The sequence below is a fragment of the Chryseobacterium sp. CS3K3.1 genome (genome assembly GCF_059515165.1).
The window spans coordinates 207,384-228,347 of record NZ_JCAKRV010000001.1 but is presented as its reverse complement, the minus strand read 5'-3'; the positions used below and the strand labels follow the sequence as shown (position 1 = coordinate 228,347).

At 39.1% G+C, this 20,964-nt stretch carries 12 protein-coding genes; all 12 read left to right on the top strand.

Annotation, left to right across the window (positions count from 1 at the left end):
* Positions 1 to 97: 97 nt before the first annotated feature.
* The gene (locus AC5YGI_RS00975) at positions 98 to 976 is read left to right on the top strand and encodes an AraC family transcriptional regulator (protein WP_496167304.1); all 879 of its coding nucleotides are present in this window, start codon (positions 98 to 100) and stop codon (positions 974 to 976) included.
* 385 nt (positions 977 to 1,361) lie between these two features.
* Positions 1,362 to 4,328, top strand: a complete 2,967-nt coding sequence (locus AC5YGI_RS00970; RefSeq protein ID WP_496167303.1) for a SusC/RagA family TonB-linked outer membrane protein — start codon at positions 1,362 to 1,364, stop codon at positions 4,326 to 4,328.
* Between the two features lie 17 nt (positions 4,329 to 4,345).
* Positions 4,346 to 5,971, top strand: a complete 1,626-nt coding sequence (locus tag AC5YGI_RS00965; RefSeq protein WP_330744953.1) for a SusD/RagB family nutrient-binding outer membrane lipoprotein — start codon at positions 4,346 to 4,348, stop codon at positions 5,969 to 5,971.
* Between the two features lie 171 nt (positions 5,972 to 6,142).
* Entirely contained in the window at positions 6,143 to 7,444 is a 1,302-nt protein-coding gene (locus tag AC5YGI_RS00960; RefSeq protein WP_330744954.1) for an MFS transporter, read from the top strand.
* 30 nt (positions 7,445 to 7,474) lie between these two features.
* Entirely contained in the window at positions 7,475 to 8,446 is a 972-nt protein-coding gene (locus AC5YGI_RS00955) for a glycoside hydrolase family 130 protein (RefSeq protein ID WP_047376309.1), read from the top strand.
* A gap of 128 nt (positions 8,447 to 8,574) precedes the next feature.
* Positions 8,575 to 10,806, top strand: a complete 2,232-nt coding sequence (locus AC5YGI_RS00950; protein WP_330744955.1) for a GH92 family glycosyl hydrolase — start codon at positions 8,575 to 8,577, stop codon at positions 10,804 to 10,806.
* A gap of 30 nt (positions 10,807 to 10,836) precedes the next feature.
* Complete coding sequence (locus tag AC5YGI_RS00945; protein ID WP_496167302.1) at positions 10,837 to 12,264, top strand: glycoside hydrolase family 125 protein; 1,428 nt, start codon at positions 10,837 to 10,839, stop codon at positions 12,262 to 12,264.
* Positions 12,265 to 12,373: 109 nt separating this feature from the next.
* Positions 12,374 to 14,524, top strand: coding sequence for an endo-beta-N-acetylglucosaminidase H (locus AC5YGI_RS00940; protein WP_496167301.1), 2,151 nt, complete (start codon positions 12,374 to 12,376; stop codon positions 14,522 to 14,524).
* 58 nt (positions 14,525 to 14,582) lie between these two features.
* Positions 14,583 to 16,991: an endo-beta-N-acetylglucosaminidase H gene (locus AC5YGI_RS00935; protein WP_496167300.1), complete on the top strand. Its 2,409-nt coding sequence runs from the start codon at positions 14,583 to 14,585 to the stop codon at positions 16,989 to 16,991.
* 132 nt (positions 16,992 to 17,123) lie between these two features.
* A complete protein-coding gene (locus AC5YGI_RS00930) occupies positions 17,124 to 17,984 on the top strand; it encodes an ROK family protein (protein WP_496167299.1) in 861 nt (286 codons plus the stop codon).
* Positions 17,985 to 18,005: 21 nt separating this feature from the next.
* A complete protein-coding gene (locus tag AC5YGI_RS00925; RefSeq protein ID WP_496167298.1) occupies positions 18,006 to 20,288 on the top strand; it encodes a GH92 family glycosyl hydrolase in 2,283 nt (760 codons plus the stop codon).
* 24 nt (positions 20,289 to 20,312) lie between these two features.
* On the top strand, positions 20,313 to 20,810 hold the full coding sequence (locus AC5YGI_RS00920) for a cupin domain-containing protein (protein ID WP_047380263.1): 498 nt from the start codon (positions 20,313 to 20,315) through the stop codon (positions 20,808 to 20,810).
* Positions 20,811 to 20,964 lie beyond the last annotated feature (154 nt).

Sequence of the window (20,964 nt, the reverse complement as noted above, 5' to 3'; positions counted from 1 at the left end):
AATCGGAAATATGTTTTTACATTGATATTATTTTATCATTTTTACAAAGATTTGTATTGTAACCTAAAAGTATTAACTTTTTTTCATAACTGCCTGTATGAGCGAATTAGAAAATATTCTGAGAGAAATAACTCCACTATCTCCTGAGGACAGTTTTCTCGTGTTTGACAGGATTAAGGCCTCCTTCGACTTTCCGTATCATTATCACCCGGAAATAGAAATCAATTTTATTTATAAGGGGAAGGGTTACAAAAGGATGGTGGGAGATCATACCGGAGAGATCGGAAATATAGAATTGGTATTGGTGGGACCTAATTTACCGCATTGCTGGGCCAATTACAGATGTAAGAACAGAAAGACCCACGAAATTACCATACAGTTTAATCAGGATTTCTTTAACCAGTCACTGATGGAAAAAAATATCCTGAAACCCATCAATAATCTTATGAAAGATTCTATCCGGGGAATTCTTTTTTCTACAGAAACTGCCGAGAAACTAAAAGATTCGTTTCTCAATCTTTCAAAGATGAACAGCTTTGAATCTTTCATAGAAATTATGAAAATTCTGAATGAACTGGCTGTAGCGGAGGATAAAACACTTTTATCTTCGTATAGTATTGAACTTGAAACTTTTGCAGATAATGATAAAATGAAAGTGGTTCATGATTTTGTTCATAAAAATTTTGAAAACAAAATTACACTGGATAATGTAGCATCATTGGTGAATATGAGCAATGTAACTTTCAACAGGTTTATTAAAAAAAGAACAGGGAAAACCTTTATCAATTATCTTAACGAGATAAGAATCAGCTATGCTGCGCGCTGGCTGATGGAAAAGAATCTTACTGTTTTTGAAATTGCTTTTGAGGCTGGCTTTAATAATATTGCCAACTTCAATAAAGTTTTTAAGTCGATCAAAAAGACAACTCCAACCGAATTTAGAGAACAGTTCAAAGGAGTTAAAAAGATTGAATAATACGTTTTAAAAATTTATTTTTTAATTTTTTTCATATTTTTTTGCACTAAAATTCTGTGCAAAAATCTACTTTTATTTTGTCAGAATATCAGAATAGATCCTCTTTTTTTTAATGTTTGGAGAGTATTGTATTATGTTGATATATAGGGTTTTAATGTCTTTTGAAATTAATTGCTGAAAAAATAATATCGTTTTATGATAAAATAGTATTATATCAGACTGGTTACAAAATTTAGATTTGTGAATGTGAATTAAATCTTAACAAAACTTTAAATAATTTAATACATAAACGGCAAAATTTTGCTGAAAGAACAATAATTTTTTTTGTATTAAAAAATAAAGTAATGTCACTGATTCTCAATTAAATCTAACGAATCTATACCTTATGAGAAAAGCAGTTATACCCGTTCTGTTCGTTTTTTCACTTACTGCGAATGCACAGGAGCAAAAAGCGGCCGACACTACGAAGACAACCAGTATTGAGGAGGTCGTGGTCACCTCTTTGGGGATAAAAAGGCAGGCCCGCTCTTTGACGTATTCCAGTCAGCAGATTGGTGGAGATGAGCTTACAGAAGTGAAAACTCCCAATCTATTAAATTCGATCAATGGAAAAGTTTCCAACGTACAGATCAACAGAACCAATGGTGTAGGTAGCTCCGTAAGGGTGGTCATGAGAGGAGATAAGTCTGTCAACAGTGCACAGCCACTGTATGTAATTGATGGTATTCCTATTATCAACGGAACTGGAAAATCTGCAGATATCGGACAGTATTCCAATATGCCGGATCCGGGAGATGTACTGAGCTCCATCAATCCTGATGATATTGAAAGCATCAACTTCCTGAAAGGAGCTTCTGCTTCTGCATTGTACGGTTCTGCCGGAGGTAACGGGGCTATCCTGATTACGACTAAAAAAGGACGTGCAGGGAAAAGCTCAATTACTTACAGCTCAAGTCTTACCGTAGACAGAGCATACAGTCTTCCAAAGCTGCAACATAGTTATTTATCTTATGACCCATCTGTATCAGGCTCACAACCTGGACAGGCTGTAGACAGCTGGGGTGCAAAAGGTTCTTCCAAGGACTATCTTAAAGATTTTCTGCAGACAGGAACGACATGGGTAAACAGCCTTTCTTTCCAGTCCGGAAATGAAAGATCAACTAGCTATTTCTCTATCGGAAATACCACCAACAAAGGGGTCGTTCCCATGTCATATTTTGATCAGTACAATGTGTCTTTCAGAAATTCAAGTAAGTTTCTGGATGATAAATTAACACTAGATGCCAATTTCATCGGATCATTACAGGAAAGTAAGAACAGACAGACTCCCGGAGCTTCTTTTTCTCCTTTGACGAGTTTGTATTGGCTGCCAAGAGGAGTCGATTTTGATCAGTATGGTCCTGATAATTACAGTTATTTAAATAAAGAAAGATTTTTACCTGCTCAAAACTGGTGGGAGGTAAATCCGGATGGCAGTTTTAAAGGAAACCCGCCAACACAGAACCCTTATTGGATTTTAAACCGTAATCCTGTTACTGTAAGCAATAAAAATACCTATGGAGCGCTTTCACTATCTTACCAGATTAATCCCTGGTTAAAAGCAAGAGTAAGAGGGAATTATAGCTGGAATATTTCAGACAGTCAGCGTGATATTGCTGCTTTTTCAGCACCTACTTTACTGGCTGTTCAGGAAGGAATTAATGGAAGAATGCTTAAAAACACCTATGAAAACTCTTCTACATACGGGGACGTGTTGCTTATCGGTAGTCCTAAAATAAGTGAATCTTTCTCTTTAGATTTTACGTTAGGAGGAAGTATTAATACCACAAGAAATAAAATAGGACAAATTGATAATGCTTACCTGACAAACCCTAACCTTTTCACTGTAAGTAATCTTGAATGGGGTAAAAAAAGATCCCCTGGTGATGGATATCATAATATTTATACCAATATGAAGAAGCAGGTACAATCTGTATTTGCCAGCGCTACAGTAGGGTATAAAAATATGTTTTATGTGGACATGACTTTTAGAAATGACTGGGATTCCAGTTTGGCCTTAACCGGAAGAACAGGGTTTGACTATGAATCTGTTGGAGCCAATGCTGTATTATCTTCTGTTTTCAAACTGCCGGAAGTTATTAGTTTCTGGAAAGTAAGAGGATCTTATGCAACGGTAGGATTAGGATTGCCTACCAATATCTCCAATGCAATGATTGAATATAATAAAGGATATACCGTTGGCGTAGATGCGGGAACGCTTGTGTTTCCAAAAAGTTCATTCATTACTGATCCCAAGTATAAGGAGCTGTTTCCGAAACCTGAATTTAATAAAACTTTTGAAGTTGGAACAGAGCTAAGGATGTTCAGCAACAAATTAAGTTTTGATATTACTTTCTACAACTCCAATACGAGTAATCAATTGTTAGAAACAAAAATAGATTCTTATTTTGGAGGGATAGCTCCTGGATCATATTATATTAATGCAGGGAAAATCCGAAATACAGGTTTTGAATCTTCATTGTCTTATAAGGTCTTCAGTTCAGAAAAATTTGGATGGACAACTACATTAAATGCTTCTGCCAACAAAAACAAAATTGTTGAATTGTTTCCACCAAGTTTACCTATATCAGAAAACCAACTTTTCTCATTAACAGGAGGAGGGGAATACACAAAACTGAAATTGGGAGGATCTTTCGGTGATCTTTACGGAATCAAGTTTAAAAGAGACGATCAGGGGCGTATTTTAGTGAATGAAAAAGGAATCCCATTAGCAGAAGGTACTCCTTCTTATCTTGGTAATCCGAATCCTAAGTTTATTATGGGATTCAATAACTCCTTTAACATTGGTAAGCTGGGAATATCTTTCCTTATTGATGGTAAATTTGGAGGGAAGGTACTTTCTCTTACAGAAAAAGCCAATGATATCTATGGGGTAAGTCAGTCTACAGCTGATGCAAGAGATGCAGGCGGAGTATCTATTCCAAATGCAGTGTATGCACCCGGAACTCCAAATGCAGGCCAAGCTTACACAGGTTTAACTAATGCAAAAGATTATTATAAAGCAGTAGGAACAACAGAAGGGTTTGGAAAAGGTATTGATGAAGCCTATCTGTACAGTGCTACAACAATACGTTTACGCCAGGCTTCCATTTCATATACTTTCGATATTCAATCTAAATATATGAGAAACGCAACCGTAAGCTTAGTAGGAACCAACTTATTTTTCTTCTACAAAAAAGCACCGTTTGATCCTGAGCAGGTATCAGGAAATACACCTGGTGGAGTTGGTGTAGATTCATTCGGATTACCGGTTACCCGATCTATTGGATTATCATTAAAAGCTAACTTCTAACTTTTACAATTAAGAAAATGAAAATCAATCATATTAAAATATTGGCATTCGGAGCTGTACTGTTATTTTCTGCTTCAGGATGTACTAATGACTTTGAACAGTATAATCAGGAAAAAGCAGGAGGTCCTGAAAATTTTTACGCTGATTTTATCGCTGTTGTTGATCCCATGAAATCCATGCAGAGAGGATTACAGTCAGATTATCAGCTGTACCCTAACCTTAGTGCAGATATGTACAGTGGAATGTTCAGTACAGCAACACCATTTAACGGAGGGGTAAATAATCTAACCTATTCAATGATGGATGGATGGAATAATAGAATTATTGCCAGACAACAGGATATTTTCAATTACTCTCTTATTATTGATAATACGGCTAAGGAAATCTATAAAGGAGTAGATTTTACAGGAACATTTGCTGTGAAAAAAATCCTGAAAGTTATTACAGCTGCAAGAGTTTCAGACAGTCACGGGCCTGTAGTTTACAGCAAATATGAAAAGCCCAATCCGAATGGAGTAACTGATTTTGATTCTCAACAGGAAGCCTACAACTATTTTATTGCTGATCTTACTGCAGCCATTACAGATTTGCAGAAAGTAATTGCCATGTCAGCAACGCAGAATGTAGAAGATAAATCGGCGTTGAAGAAAGCAGATTTAGTATATGGCGGAAATATGGCGCAATGGGCAAAATTTGCCAATTCATTAAAGCTGAGGTTAGCCATGAGAATGAGCTATGCTGATCCTGCAAAATCTAAACAATATGCAGAAGAAGCACTAGCTTCACCTGCAGGATTGATTACGGATAACGCGGACAATGCATTGATCAGCGTAGGACAGTCAGAATTGAGTTTTATCATTTACTCATGGGGAGACTGTTTAATTGGAGCCCCTTTGATGGCATATATGAACGGATACAATGACCCAAGACTTCCTGCCTATGCTATTCCTGCATCTGACCCAAGCTTACAGGGAAAATATATAGGAATCCGCCAGGGAATTGATTTATTAAATGGTAAATCAACGTACGGAGGGTTCTCACAGCCACAGGCAAAATCTGCCAATGGAGATTATTTTTCCGGGACCGACGGTAAAATGAAATTATTCACCGCTGCAGAAACGTGGTTCCTGAAGGCCGAAGCTGCTTTGAGAGGATATGCCGGAGCAGGGGACATTCAAACCAACTATACTACCGGTGTTCAGCAGTCTTTCGGGGAATGGGGGAAAAGTGCAAGTGTTGCCACTTACCTTGCTGATACAACCTCTACAGAAGCTCCTTATATTGATCCGAAAAATCCAGACAATAACGTACCTGTTGGAAATCCACAGTTAAGTACCATCACCATTGCATGGAATAACGGTGATACCAACGAAAGAAAATTAGAAAGAATCATTACCCAAAAATGGCTTTCACTTTATCCCAACGGACCAGAAGCATGGGCTGAGCAGAGAAGAACAGGATATCCGGTTCTTTTCAAGGTAAGAAAGAATGACAGCGGCGGAGCCATCAGTACAGAAGCAATGATCAGAAGAATTCCTTTCACTATTGATACCAAAACATCATTATATAATTACCAGCAGGCCGCTCAAATGCTTAACGGTCCTGATACCGGAGGAACAAAACTTTGGTGGGATAAGAAATAAAAATATTCAGAATCACTCATTAGTAAAGAGGCATCTCAACATCAGATTTTTATTTGATGCATTCATTAAGGCGGGAGAATAGAGTAGAATCTCCAAAAAATTTATAGTTTCGTTTTTTTAGCCTGAATGTATTTTGAGATGTTCTCTTTTATTTAGAACCTTATTTTAAATATGGGAAAAAACAACTCCGGAACCCGTAGGATCCAGCCAATTCTCTGGATTTCCACATTATATTTTGCAATGGGTGTTCCCTTTGTAACCATTAATGCGGTTTCGGGAATCATGTATAAAGATATGGGGGTGTCGGATTCGCAGATCACGTTCTGGACAGCTCTTATCCTTTTTTCCTGGACCCTGAAGCCACTGTGGAGTCCGTTCCTTGAAATTTATAAAACCAAAAAATTCTTTGTTGTTTTTACTGAGTTTGCGATAGGAATTCTGTTTGCTCTCATTGCATTAAGTCTGCCTTTACATGATTTTTTTAAATACAGTATTGCCCTTTTTACGGTAGTCGCATTTTGTGGAGCTACCCATGATGTGGTAGCGGACGGGACCTATATTGGCTTTTTGACCAATAAGGAACAGGCAAAATATATCGGCTGGCAGGGTGCTTTTTACAATCTGGCGAAGATTATCAGTAGTGGTGCTCTCGTTTATTTTGCAGGTATTTTAGAAAAAACAAAAGGAGTTACCAATGCCTGGATAATCATTATGGTGATTTATGCATTGTTGTTTTTTGTATTGGGAGTTTATCACTATTTCATTCTGCCGAAAGAAAACAAGGAAGAAAATAAAGAAGAAAAAACGGCTGGAAACGTTCGTCAGGAACTACTGGAAGTGATTACTTCTTTCTTCACCAAAAAGAAAATTCTGTGGTGTATCCTCTTCATTATACTATATCGTTTTGCAGAAGGATTTGCCATCAAAATTGCACCTTTATTTTTTAAAGCTCCAAGAACATCAGGAGGATTAGGATTATCTACTTCAGATATCGGACTTATTTACGGAACATACGGTTCTGCAGCATTCATCTTAGGATCCGTACTGGCAGGATATTTTATCTCAGCCCGCGGATTGAAAAGATCTCTGATATGGTTATGCTGTGCATTCAATATTCCGTTTGTGGTGTATGCACTACTTGCACATTACCAGCCGTCAGATCTTCTTCCGGTAGGAATTGCTGTGGTCGTGGAGTATTTCGGATATGGTTTTGGTTTTGTGGGGCTTATGCTCTACATGATGCAGCAGATTGCTCCCGGAAAACATAAAACGGCTCATTACGCATTTGCAACAGGAATTATGAATCTTGGCGTAATGATTCCCGGAATGATCAGTGGAACGATCAGTGACTGGATCGGATACAAAATGTTCTTTATCTGGGTGTTGATTGCTACCATTCCTGCTTTTTTGGCCACCTTATTCGTTCCTTTCCCTCATCCGGAAAATCAGAAAGAACAACAAATCAATTCATAATAATTAAAAATAAAAAAGTAAAAATACTTTATGACAGCTCAATCAGTAATGATCCCCTGGCAGGATCGCCCGGAAGGTTGCAATGATATCATGTGGAGGTTTTCCGAAAACCCGATCATTAACAGATACGCGATACCAACATCCAACAGTATATTCAACAGTGCCGTTATTCCTTTTGAGGATGGATTTGCCGGAGTGTTCCGTTGTGATAACAAGGCAGTACAGATGAATATTTTTGCCGGTTTCAGTAAAGACGGAATCAATTGGGACATCAATCATGACCCTATTGAAATGCAGGCAGGAAATACGGATATGATTGAATCCGATTACAAATACGATCCCCGCGTAACTTTTATTGAAGACCGTTACTGGATCACCTGGTGCAACGGATACAATGGTCCTACCATTGGAATCGGATATACTTTTGATTTTAAAGAGTTTTTTCAGTGTGAAAACGCCTTTCTTCCCTTCAACAGAAACGGGGTTTTGTTTCCTGAAAAAATCAATGGTAAATATGCGATGTTGAGCCGTCCGAGTGATAACGGACATACGCCTTTCGGTGATATTTATATCAGCTACAGCCCAGATATGAAATACTGGGGGGAACACCGTTGTGTGATGAAAGTAACCCCTTTCGAAGACAGTGCCTGGCAGTGTACCAAAATCGGAGGAGGGCCGGTTCCTATCAAAACAGAAGAAGGATGGCTGCTTTTCTATCATGGTGTGATCAATACCTGCAGAGGATTCAGATATTCAATGGGAGCAGCTTTGCTTGATCTTGAAGATCCTACGAAAGTATTGTACAGAACGAAACCTTATCTGTTGGCGCCAGCAGAATTGTATGAACTGACAGGAGATGTACCGAATGTGGTTTTCCCTTGTGCAGCATTGACTGAAGGAGACAAAGTAACAGTATATTACGGTGCTGCCGATACCGTGGTTGCGATTGCCTTTGGATATATCTCAGAAATCATTGATTTTATGAAAAAGAATTCAATTTAATACAGTAATATAAAGTTTAGGAAAATAGGTTAATCATCTTAATTTTTCCGTTTGCTGGGAATTTTATAATGGTTTTCCTATTTTTAAACCAACTTTTAAACAAAACAATCTCCGATACCTCTCTTATCATGAAAAAAGAACTGTTAATCTGCTTTTTTACCACCCTGATGTCTGTAGCCAGTGCCCAGCAAAATAAAAACGATGTTTTATCCTGGGTAGATCCTTTCATAGGGACTGGTGGTCATGGACATACATTTCCGGGAGCAACTACGCCATTCGGGATGATACAGCTGAGTCCGGATCAGAATACAAAAAGTGGCGACTGGGATTGGTGCTCAGGATACCACTACAGCAGCAAAACCATCATGGGATTCAGCCATAACCATTTGAGCGGAACGGGATGGGCAGACCTTGGAGATATTCTGGTAATGCCTACCGTAGGACAGGTTAAAATGGTTCCAGGATCTGAAGACAAGCCGGAAACGGGTTACCGTTCAAAATATACCCATGATAAAGAAATCGCTTCTCCGGGATATTATTCCGTAATGCTGGACAGCTATGGGATTAAAGCAGAGCTGACTGCTTCTCCAAGAGTAGGATTTCATAAATATACTTTCCCGAAAAGTAGTGAAGCCAATATCATTATTGATCCTACCAACAAAATCTTCGGAAATATCTACCATACTTTAGTGAGTGTGGAAGGCAATAATAAAATCAAAGGATATTGCTACAGCAATGGCTGGGGAGGTAAACGGTTTGCTTACTTCGTGATGGAGTTTTCCAAACCGTTTAAGTCTTACGGTGTTTATGCTGACGGAAAAATCAAAAATGATGAAAAAATTGCCCTTGCCAAAGATGCGAAAGCTTTTGTTAGATTTTCAACCGAAGATCAGGAAAGTATTGAAGTAAAAGTATCTTTATCTCCGGTGAGTACAGAAAACGCACAGGAAAATTTCGATACCGAAGCAACAAATGTTGACTTTGCCAAAGCAAAAGAAACCGCTCAAAAGACCTGGAGAGATCTGATCGGAAGATTCCAGGTAACAGGAGGTACAGAGAGCCAGAGAAAAATTTTCTATACCGGAGTTTACCATACATTTATTGCTCCAAACCTTTATATGGATGTGAATGGAGACTATGTTGCTGCTCAGGAAAACATGAATACCAAATGGTTTACGAATTACAGCACGTATTCTTACTGGGACGGATTCAGAGCAACGCATCCTCTGTTAACCATTATGGATCAGAAACATACAAAAGAATTTGCTAACTCTTTGATCAGCAGATATACAGATCGTAAAGATCATATGCCGATCTGGGAGCTTTGCGGATATGATAACTTCTGTATGCTGGGTTATCACAGTGCCTCGGTAATCTGGGATGCCATTTCAAAAGGAGTTCCGGGTATTGATGCAGAAAAAGCATTTGCTGCGATGAAAGATGCTTCTTTAACAGATAAAATGAGCAGCAGTGATGGTGGCGGAGGTCTTAACGACTATATAAAATTAGGCTACACTCCATCAGAAAACGGAGCTTCAGTTTCTGCCACGCTGGAATATTCATATGACGACTGGTGTATTCAGCAGCTTGCGGAAAAATTAGGCAAAAAAGAAGAATCGGAAGTGTATAAAAAACGTTCTATGAACTTTCTGAATACCTTCAATAAAGAAAATAATCACTTCTGGCCAAGACAGAAAGACGGGAAATTCTTAGCAGATTTCACCCTTAACGATTGGAAAAAACTTCAGCCACACTGGGTTTCCGGAAACATCTGGGCGTATGATTTCTTTGTTCCTCATCAGATTGACGAAATGATGAATCTGTACGGAGGAAAAAAAGGATTTGAAGAAAAACTGGATAAAACCTTTACAGAAGCGCTTCATATGGAAGGAGAGCAGCACGTAGATATCTCAGGATTCATCGGATCTTTAGGATTCGGGGATGAACCGGGTCATCATGTTCCATACCTGTACAATTATGCAGGAAGCCCTTACAAGACTCAGAAAATGGTAAAATATATCCGAGACAATATGTATGCAGCCAAGCCAGATGGAATTGTGAATAACGAAGACTGTGGTCAAATGTCAGCATGGTATATCTTCTCATCATTAGGATTCTATCCTGTGACACCGGGAAAACCAGTTTATGCCATCGGAGCACCACAATTCCCGAAAGCTTCTTTAAAACTGGAAAATGGAAAAACATTCACCGTAATTGCAGACAAAATATCTGACAAGAATATCTACGTACAGAAAATGTTCCTGAATGGGAAAGAATACAAAAGCTGGGAACTGAATCACAGCGATATCATGAACGGTGGTGAGCTGAGATTCATAATGGGAAGCAAACCAGTAAAATAAGACTCATAAAAATAACGAAACAAAGTATCAATGGAAAGGAGAAATTTTATTAAAACAAGTGCACTGGCAGGAGCCGGATTGCTGTTTACTCAAAATGTTTTTGCTAAAAATTTAGTGCTGGACGATTTTCCTGTTGTCCGTGTTCCTAAAGATAAAAGACATTTTACCAGCGAATCTGTAGAAAATGCTATTGCAGCGTTTAAAAAGAAAGTAAAAAACAAAGAGCTGAGCTGGCTTTTTGAAAACTGCTTCCCGAATACATTGGATACTACTGTTTACTATATGGAAAACGGAGGAACACCGGATACCTATGTGATCACCGGGGATATTGATGCCATGTGGCTTCGTGACAGTTCCGCACAGGTTTTCCCTTATCTGCAGTTTTCGAAAAAAGACGAAAAACTGCATAAGCTGATCTCAGGAGTAATCCATAAACAGACTACTTTCATCCTGAAAGATCCTTATGCGAATGCTTTCTATAACGATGATCAGAAGATCAGTAAATGGAAAGAGTATGACCACACCGATATGAAGCCGGGCACCCATGAAAGAAAATGGGAAATTGACTCGCTTTGCTATCCTATCCGTCTGGCTTACCACTTCTGGAAAACAACAGGAGATACAAAACCTTTCGATGCTAACTGGCTGAAAGGAATTCAACTTACCCTCCGGACCTTTACAGAACAGCAGAGAAAACATGACCTTGGTCCTTACAAATTCGAGCGTACCACAGCCTGGGCTACAGATGGAGTTCCTATGGGAGGATATGGTTACCCAACGAAACCTGTAGGATTGATAAGCTCTATGTTCCGTCCAAGTGATGATGCTACCATTTACGGATTCCTGATCCCTTCCAACTTATTTGCAGTGGTAAGCTTACGTCAGGCTGCAGAAATGGTTTCACAGATTAAAAATGAAAAAACGTTGGCTCAGCAACTGAACAGCCTTGCTGATGAGGTAGAAACAGCCATTAAAAAATACGGAATTTATAATCATCCTGAATTTGGAAAAATCTATGCTTTTGAAGTAAATGGCTTCGGAAGCTACAACCTGATGGATGATGCGAACTGTCCAAGCTTGCTAGGATTGCCTTATCTGGATGCGGTGAAAGCTGATGACCCTGTATATTTGAATACAAGAAAATTTGTGTGGTCAGAAAACAACCCGTTCTTCTTCAAAGGTAAGCTGGCAGAGGGAATAGGAGGTCCGCATATCGGACTTGACATGATCTGGCCAATGAGTATCATAATGAAGGCACTCACTACCAAAGACAAAAGTGAGATCAGATGGTGTATAGATACCTTACAGAAAACGCACGGAGGAACAGGCTTTATGCATGAATCCTTCCATAAAGACGACTCCAAAAAGTTCACCAGAGAATGGTTTGCATGGGCCAATACTCTGTTTGGCGAATTGTTATGGAAAACCTTTAACGAAAACCCGGAGCTACTGACATAGCACACCCTTTTATATGGCTTTTTCATCTGAGATTCCTTCCCCAAAAAGAAGGAGTCGGGGGAATGCTATATAAAATTCAGACACCAAAACACCTTAAAAAAATTATACAATGAAAAAAAAATCCATCTTTACCGCACTGATTGCCATGATGCTTCAGTCTGGTTCTCTGATTAACGCGCAGCAGCTTAGTCCTACCGGAATTTGCTATGTGGAAGTGAATAACAACAACCTCCTGAATGCAGGAGCGTACAAACTGCAGACATCGAACAGCTACCTGTTCAATGTGGTGAATATTTTTGCGGCCAATATTAATTATGATACCAGCCGTGGTAGAGCGTATCTGTATTCCAATAACAACGTAACCAAGGTTCTTACCAATGCAGATACTTACATAAAGCCACTTCAGCAAAAAGGAATGAAAGTAGTTCTGACTATTTTGGGAAATCACCAGGGAGCTGGAATCTGTAATTTTCCTACCCGTGAAGCTGCAAAAGACTTTGCATTACAGTTGGCCAATACAGTGAATACCTACGGTCTTGATGGAATTGATTTTGATGATGAATACTCAGAATATGGAAACAACGGAACAGGGCAGCCTAATGACAGCTCTTTCGTAATGCTTGTTCAGGAGCTCAGAGCCTTATTACCGAATAAAATTATTTCATTCTATTATTATGGTCCTGCCGCTTCAAGACTTTCCTGGAATGGCGCCAGAGTAGGAGATAATGTCAACTACAGCTGGAATGCCATGTACGGAACATTCTCTGCTCCCAATGTACCACCTCTTACCAAAGCGCAAATCTCTCCTGCAGCCGTTTGGATGGGGAATACTTCCAATTCTACCACCACCAGCCTGGCTACCCAAACGAAAAATGGCGGCTACGGCGTATTCATGTGGTATGATTTACATGGAACGAATGAAACGGCACAGCTTTCAGCGGGAACTCAGACCTTATACGGGGAACCGACAGTTTTAAGTAGTACTTTACAATCCTGGACACAGGGAACCAATTGTGATGCCCCTATCGGATTATACACAAGCAACCTTACAGGAACAAGTGCAAAACTGAACTGGTCAGCCGTAGGAACCAACACTTATGATATTGATTACAAACCAGCTTCTTCAACAACATGGACGAATGCGGTTTCAGCGACAAGTTCCACTTCTGTAACCATTTCCGGATTAACAGCCAACACCGAATATGACTGGAGAATAAGAACCAATTGCAGCGTGAAAAGCGCCTATATGTTTGCGCCAAGATTTACAAGCACTTCAGGAACAACGCCTACAGGTTCTTATGCTCTGTCTTTGGATGGAAGCACTGAATCAGGAGCAGCCGGAAGTATGAATCTAAGTGGTTCTGCTTTATCTTTTGAAGGATGGATCAAACCTTCATCATTCAAATCTGCGTCTCCATATATTTCCTCTATCATGGGAACGGAAGTAAGCGACAGCAATTCTGCATTCTTACGATTAGGAGATGCAAGTCTGGCGAATAATAAACTTCAGTTTGTGGTAAGTATTAATAATGTACAGCAAAAACTGGCTTCTGCAACAGCTCTGAATGCCAATACCTGGTATCACGTAGCAGCTACTTACGATGGATCCAATATGAAAATTTACATCAATGGTGTTCTGGATGCTACCAAAGCACAAACCGGAAGTGTGAATTCAACAGGGGCATTCAATGTAGGATATTTATATAATACTTCCAGAAACTTCAATGGGAAAATAGATGAGGTAAGAGTTTGGAAACGCGCATTAAACCAAACAGAAATCAGTCAGAATATGTGTAATGTATCCGTTCCGGCCACTTCACTGGCTGCTTATTGGAAGTTTAACGAAGGAAGTGGTTCTACAGTTCAGGATACTTCCGGAAATGGAGTGACTCTAACCTTGACAGGTGTTGATGCTTCCAATTGGGGAACAGATCTGCCATGTACAACAGGAAGTTCAGCATTAGCAAGAACTGCGGGGCAAAAGGCGATCAATACGGGCGAGACTAACATTAAAAATCAAATTAAATTATATCCTAATCCGGCAAGTAAATCTTCATCACTGACAGTTTCTGTTCCGGATGAATACAGCAAAGGGAAATTGACGATTTATGATTTTAATGGAAGAATTGTAGATACTAAATCATTGAACTCAGGGGATAATCAATATGAATTGAGCAGAGTTCCGGCAGGAAACTACATTGTTCAGTTTGAATCACATGATGGAAGCCTGAAACAATCCGAAAAACTAATTGTAAAATAACAAACCCAGTCATTGGGCTTCGGCCCAATGATTTTTTCTACTACAAAATTGATATACTATGAGAAAAAAATCCTTTTTTATTCCCTTAATGGCCCTGATGCTTCAGTCAGCTCCGGCTCTCAAAGCACAGCAGCTTGATCCTTTGGGAGTCTGCTATGTGGAAGTGAACAATAACAATATGCTGAATGCAGGTTCCTATACTTTACAGAATACCAACAGACAGCTTTTTGATGTTGCTATTATTTTTGCAGCCAATATCAACTATGATGTTTCTAAAAACCGTGCTTATATCTCAAATAATAACAACGTTACCAAAGTTCTGAATGATGTTAATACTTATGTAAAACCTTTACAGCAAAAGGGAATAAAAGTATTGCTTGATCTTTTAGGAAACCACCAGGGAGCCGGAATTTCCAATTTCCCTAACCGTGAAGCGGCTAAAGATTTCGCCTTACAGGTGGCTCACACTGTTTACACCTACGGACTGGATGGAGTAGACCTTGATGATGAATACGCAGGATACGGAAATAACGGAACAGGACAGCCTAATAACAGTTCTTTTGTCATGCTTTTACAGGAACTGAAAGCCGCAATGCCGGATAAACTGATTACATTCTATTACTACGGTCCGGCCACAACCAGACAAACGTATAATGGAGATTTAGCAGGAAATTATATCAATTACACGTGGAATGCGATGTACAGTACGTACAATGCACCTGTTGTTCCACCTCTTGATAAATCCAAAATTTCTGCAGCTGCAACCTGGATACAAAATTCCAATCCAAGCTCTACATCTGCCACTACACTGGCAAGCTTAGCGACCAGCACAAAGAATGACCAATATGGTGTATTTATGTGGTACGATCTGCCGGGAACCAATGTAGCCAGCTACCTGAGTACAGGATCCAATATTCTTTATAATGAAAATACACTCTTAAGCGGTCAGTTGTATTCATGGTCACAGGGACAGGCTTGTGATCCGCCATTGGGACTGGATGTTTCCAATGTGACAGGAACTTCAGCTCAACTGAACTGGACTTCCAATGCTTCCCAGTCTTATAATATTGACTATAAACCGGCTAATTCAACGGTATGGACAAATGTAGCTAATAATTATTCAGGAAATAATATTGTTATCAACAACCTTACCCTGAATACCAATTACGATTGGAGAATCCAGTCGAACTGCTCACCGACATTAACAAGTACTTATATTTTTGCACCAAGGTTTAACTCCGGAAGTGGCTGCACTACGCCATCAGGATTGACTTCCGGAAGTTTCCTTGGTAACACTACCCAACTGTCATGGGATGCAGGCAACGCCACTTCATATACACTGCAATATAAAACAGCTTCAGCAACAACGTGGTCTGAAATTCCAAATATTACCACCAATTCCTATTCATTACAAAACCTGACACCTAATACAAATTATGTATGGAAAGTACAGGCTTCATGTGCCGGAGGAACTACAAGTACTTATTCAGGAGAAGGATCATTCAACAGTGGTTTTGCTCCGGTTACAAGCCCGGGTGCAAGATCTCTTGCTTTCAACGGAAGCACGCATTATCTTAACGCAGGACAATTTAACCTGAGCGGAAATGCTGTAACATTTGAAGGTTGGGTAAAAGTAAATGCTTTCAAAACAGGCTTTCCATATATTTCATCGGTAATGGGGATAGAAGTAGGAGATAACAACTCGGCTATGCTTCGTTTCGGAGATGGAAATCTTGCAAATAATAAGCTGCAGTTTATATTAAGTTTTGGATCGTCACAGGTGAAATTGAATACCAATACAGCATTCAACACCAATACATGGTATCATATAGCAGCTACTTATGACGGAGCAGCCATGAAAATTTATGTCAATGGTAATCTTGATGCAACGTTTGCGGTGACGGGTAATTTTACAGCAAACGGGATTCTTTATCTGGGAAGAAACTATGACAATTCCCGTACAATCAATGGTTTCTTGGATGAATTCAGAGTTTGGAAAAAGGCCTTAACACCACAGGAAATTTTAAGTAACAGCTGTAATGTTCCTGCCAATTCTACAGGTCTTGAAGCCAACTGGAAAATGGATGAAGGAAGCGGAATGGGAGCTTTGGATGCTACGGCAAATACCCATTTTGCAACCCTGATCAATATGACAGATGCCAACTGGAGAACAGATGTTGCCTGCGCTTCATCCCTTGCAGTAAAAGATATAGAATCTGTAAAAGAGAACAGCGCAGTGTACCCGAATCCTGTGAAACGAGGAAATGATATTCACTTTGCTATCAGTGACAACTCTGCAAGTGAAGTAGCATTGTACGATGCGTCAGGAAAATTATTCAAAAAACAGAATATTAATCAAAATAATAATGCAGTGAATACGCAGGATTTAATCAGTGGTACTTATATTTACAAAATTACATCCGCAAACAGTAAAGTAATATCAACCGGTAAAATTATTGTGAAGTAAGATTCATATGATAAAATGGTTATCTGAACTTATGAAATAGAGTCTGAAATACGAAGCAGACAGACAGGGGTGTACTTCTGTTTGTCTGTTTTTTCAGTCACAGGAAGGACTTGAATTTAAAATAAAAAAATAATGCAGAATATAGTAGGAATAGATATTGGAGGGTCGCACATCACATTGGCTCAGGTAGATCCGGAAAAACGTGAAATCATTTCATCCACCTATGTAAGAGAACATGTAGATGCTTTCGAAAACAAAGAAGTTATTTTCAACGCCTGGCTTTCCGCCATTGAAAAAGTGGCTCATGATTTGGTAAAAGAAGACCTTTTAATCGGTATCGCAATGCCCGGACCTTTCGATTATGAAAATGGGATATCGCTGATGCAGCAGGGGAAATTTATAGATATCTATCAGGTCAATATTAAAGAAGAACTGGCAAAAAGGCTGGACATTTCTCAGAAGCAGATTCATTTTGTAAATGATGCGGCTGCATTTATGGAAGGTGAAGTATATGGAGGCTGTGCCCAGGGATTCAACAGAATTTTTGGAGTTACTCTCGGGACGGGATTGGGAACTACTTTTTTCAACGGGGAATTTGCTACCGATGAAGACTTATGGGATTCTCCTTTCAGAGACTCTATCTGTGAAGATTATCTGGCAACACGATGGTTCGTGAATCGTTATAAAGAACTCACCGGAGAAGAAATTTCAGGAACCAAAGATTTGTTGGATAAACCCAAAGAAATACAAAAAAGAATGTTTGATGAATATGCAGACTCTTTCTCAGAATTTATTGTCAGATATGTAGATTCTTACAAACCGGAAGTTTTAGTTATAGGAGGAAATATTGCCAAGGCTTATCCTCATTTTGAGCAAAGATTTATTCAGAATTTAACAAAGAATAATATTAACTTGCAGGTTAAAATTTCGGCTATATTTGAAGATGCGGCCATTCTTGGAGCTGCCAGCTATGCATTAAAAAAGCGTATATAAATTAACAAACGAAAAGATACAATGAAGTTTATATTTTCCACTTGCTTACTGTTATTACAGGCCTGGGCTTTAGGTCAGAATGTATCTCCCGTAGACTATGTGAATCCTTTGATGGGAACCCAATCCAAACCTTCATTATCCAATGGAAATACCTATCCGGCAGTCGGACTTCCATGGGGAATGAATATCTGGACACCACAGACCGGTAAAATGGGCGACGGATGGGCATATACCTACGATGCAGATAAAATAAAAGGATTTAAACAAACCCACCAGCCCTCTCCATGGATGAACGATTATGGCGCATTTGCCATCATGCCTGGAGTGGGAAAAGTGAAGTTTAAAGAAGATGAAAGGGCAAGCTGGTTCAGCCATAAAGCTGAGGTGACCACACCTTACTTCTATAGTGTTTATCTTGCTGACATCAATGTCACAACAGAATTTACACCTACAGAACGAGCTTCTTATTTTAAATTTGATTTTCCAAAGACAGACAGCGCTTACGTAGTTGTCGACGCTCTGAACAAAGGTTCTTATATCAAAATTTTACCGAAAGAAAGAAAAATCCTGGGTTATACCACAAGATATTCTACCGGGAAATATGAGAATTTTAAAAACTACTTTGTCATTCAGTTTGATAAAGATTTTGAACTCACAAAAACCTGGAAAGACAATAAACTGGTGAATGATCAGTTAGAAATTACCAGTGATCATACCGGAGCTGTAGTAGGTTTTAAGCTTAAAAATAAAGAAACGGTTTATGCAAAAGTAGCCTCTTCATTCATCAGCTTTGAACAGGCAGAACTGAATCTGAAAAGAGAAATCGGAAACAGAAATTTTGAACAGGTAAAAACCGATGCTAAAAATATCTGGAACAAAACATTAGGAAAAATAGAAGTAAAAGGAGGAACTGATCAACAGATGAGAACCTTTTATTCCTCTTTATACAGAACTTTATTCTTCCCGCAAAAGTTATATGAGATTGATGCTCAAAACAAAATAAAACACTGGAGTCCTTACAACGGGAAAATTGTTGACGGAAGAATGTTTGCAGGAACCGGTTTCTGGGATACTTTCCGTGCTTTATATCCTTTCCTGAACCTTGTTTACCCAAGTATCAATGTAGAAATGCAGGAAGGATTGGCCAATGCTTACAAAGAAGGTGGCTTCTTACCGGAGTGGAGCAGTCCCGGATATTCTGATATTATGATTGGAAACAATTCCGCATCCGTAGTAGCAGATGCTTACATCAAAGGACTTCGCGGATATGACACAGAAGCACTGTGGCAGGCTGTAAAACACGGAGCAAACAATGAAGGTCCTATAGAAGCTGTGGGCCGCGCAGGCGTAAAGTATTATAATGAATTGGGTTATGTTCCTTACGATGTAAAGATCAATGAAAATGCAGCAAGAACATTAGAATACGCTTATGATGATTTTTCAATCTATCAGTTAGGAAAAGCATTAGGAAAACCTGCTTCAGAAATTGATATCTACAAGAAAAGGGCCTATAATTACAAAAATGTATTTGATAAGGAAACAGGTTTAATGCGTGGTAAAAATAAAGATGGTAACTTCCAGAAACCTTTCAATCCTTTCAAATGGGGAGATGCTTTCACGGAAGGAAACAGCTGGCATTACACATGGTCGGTTTTCCAGGACATTGATGGTTTGGCAGAACTGATGGGTGGGAAAAAGAAATTTGAAGCCAAATTAGATGAAGTATTTTCATTGCCTCCGGTTTTTGATGACAGTTATTATGGAGGCGTGATCCACGAGATCAGAGAAATGCAGATCATGAATATGGGCCAGTATGCCCACGGAAACCAGCCTATTCAGCACATGATTTATCTGTACAACTATGCAGGTGCACCTTACAAAACTCAGTATTGGGCGAGACAGGTGATGAATAAATTGTATCATGCCACTCCGGACGGATATTGTGGTGATGAAGATAACGGACAGACTTCTGCGTGGTATATTTTCTCAGCTCTGGGTTTTTATCCGGTAACACCGGCAACAGATCAATACGTGTTGGGAGCACCATTATTTAAAGAAGCTACCATCCATTTGGAGAATGGTAAGAAAATTGAAATAAAAGCTCCGGAAAACAACGCGGAAAATCTATATGTAAAATCATTGAATGTAAACCAACAGTCATATTCCAAAAACTGGCTGAGCCATAAAGAACTGATGAAGGGAGCTGTTTTAGACTTTAAAATGGACAGCAAGCCCAATAAAGAAAGAGGTTCACAGGAAAAAGATTTTCCTTATTCAATGTCAAAAGAAGAATCAAATAAATAAATTTTAAATTAAAAATATAGCTGTATGAGTACAGAAAAAAAAGAAATATTCGATAGAGTAGAGAGCATGCTGCAGACACAAGGTTTTAATATCGCAGCAAAAGACGATACAAGACCATGGGGAGGATTCTTTGTGATTGATGAAACACAGGCACAGGATTTTGCCAACCAATATTTCGATGGGATTGATGTAGACAACCTGAGAATAGGAGGAAAGCTGAGCCCGAAAATCCTTATCGTAGCTCCTGAAGCAAGATTAAGCTGGCAATATCACCACAGAAGAGCTGAAATCTGGCAGGTTGTAGAAGGAACGGTAGGAATCAAAAGAAGCAATACCGATGAAGAAGGAGAGTTGGGAGAATACGGCCCGAAAGATCAGGTAAAACTTCAGCAGGGAGAAAGACACAGATTAATTGGTCTTGCAGGCTGGGGAATTGTAGCTGAAATCTGGCAGCATACCGATGCATCCAATCCTTCAGATGAAGATGATATTGTAAGAGTACAGGACGACTTTGGAAGATAAATAAAAATTCCGCTTCATTGAAGCGGAATTTTTATTCAGTTAGGAAGCTTGAGGATGGAAGAGGGGAGTTCCTGGTGGTTTTCAAAACTTTTGGATTTTCTCCGCTATGAGTGGCGAATTTTACCTGCTTATGATAAAAATCAAACCTTATAGG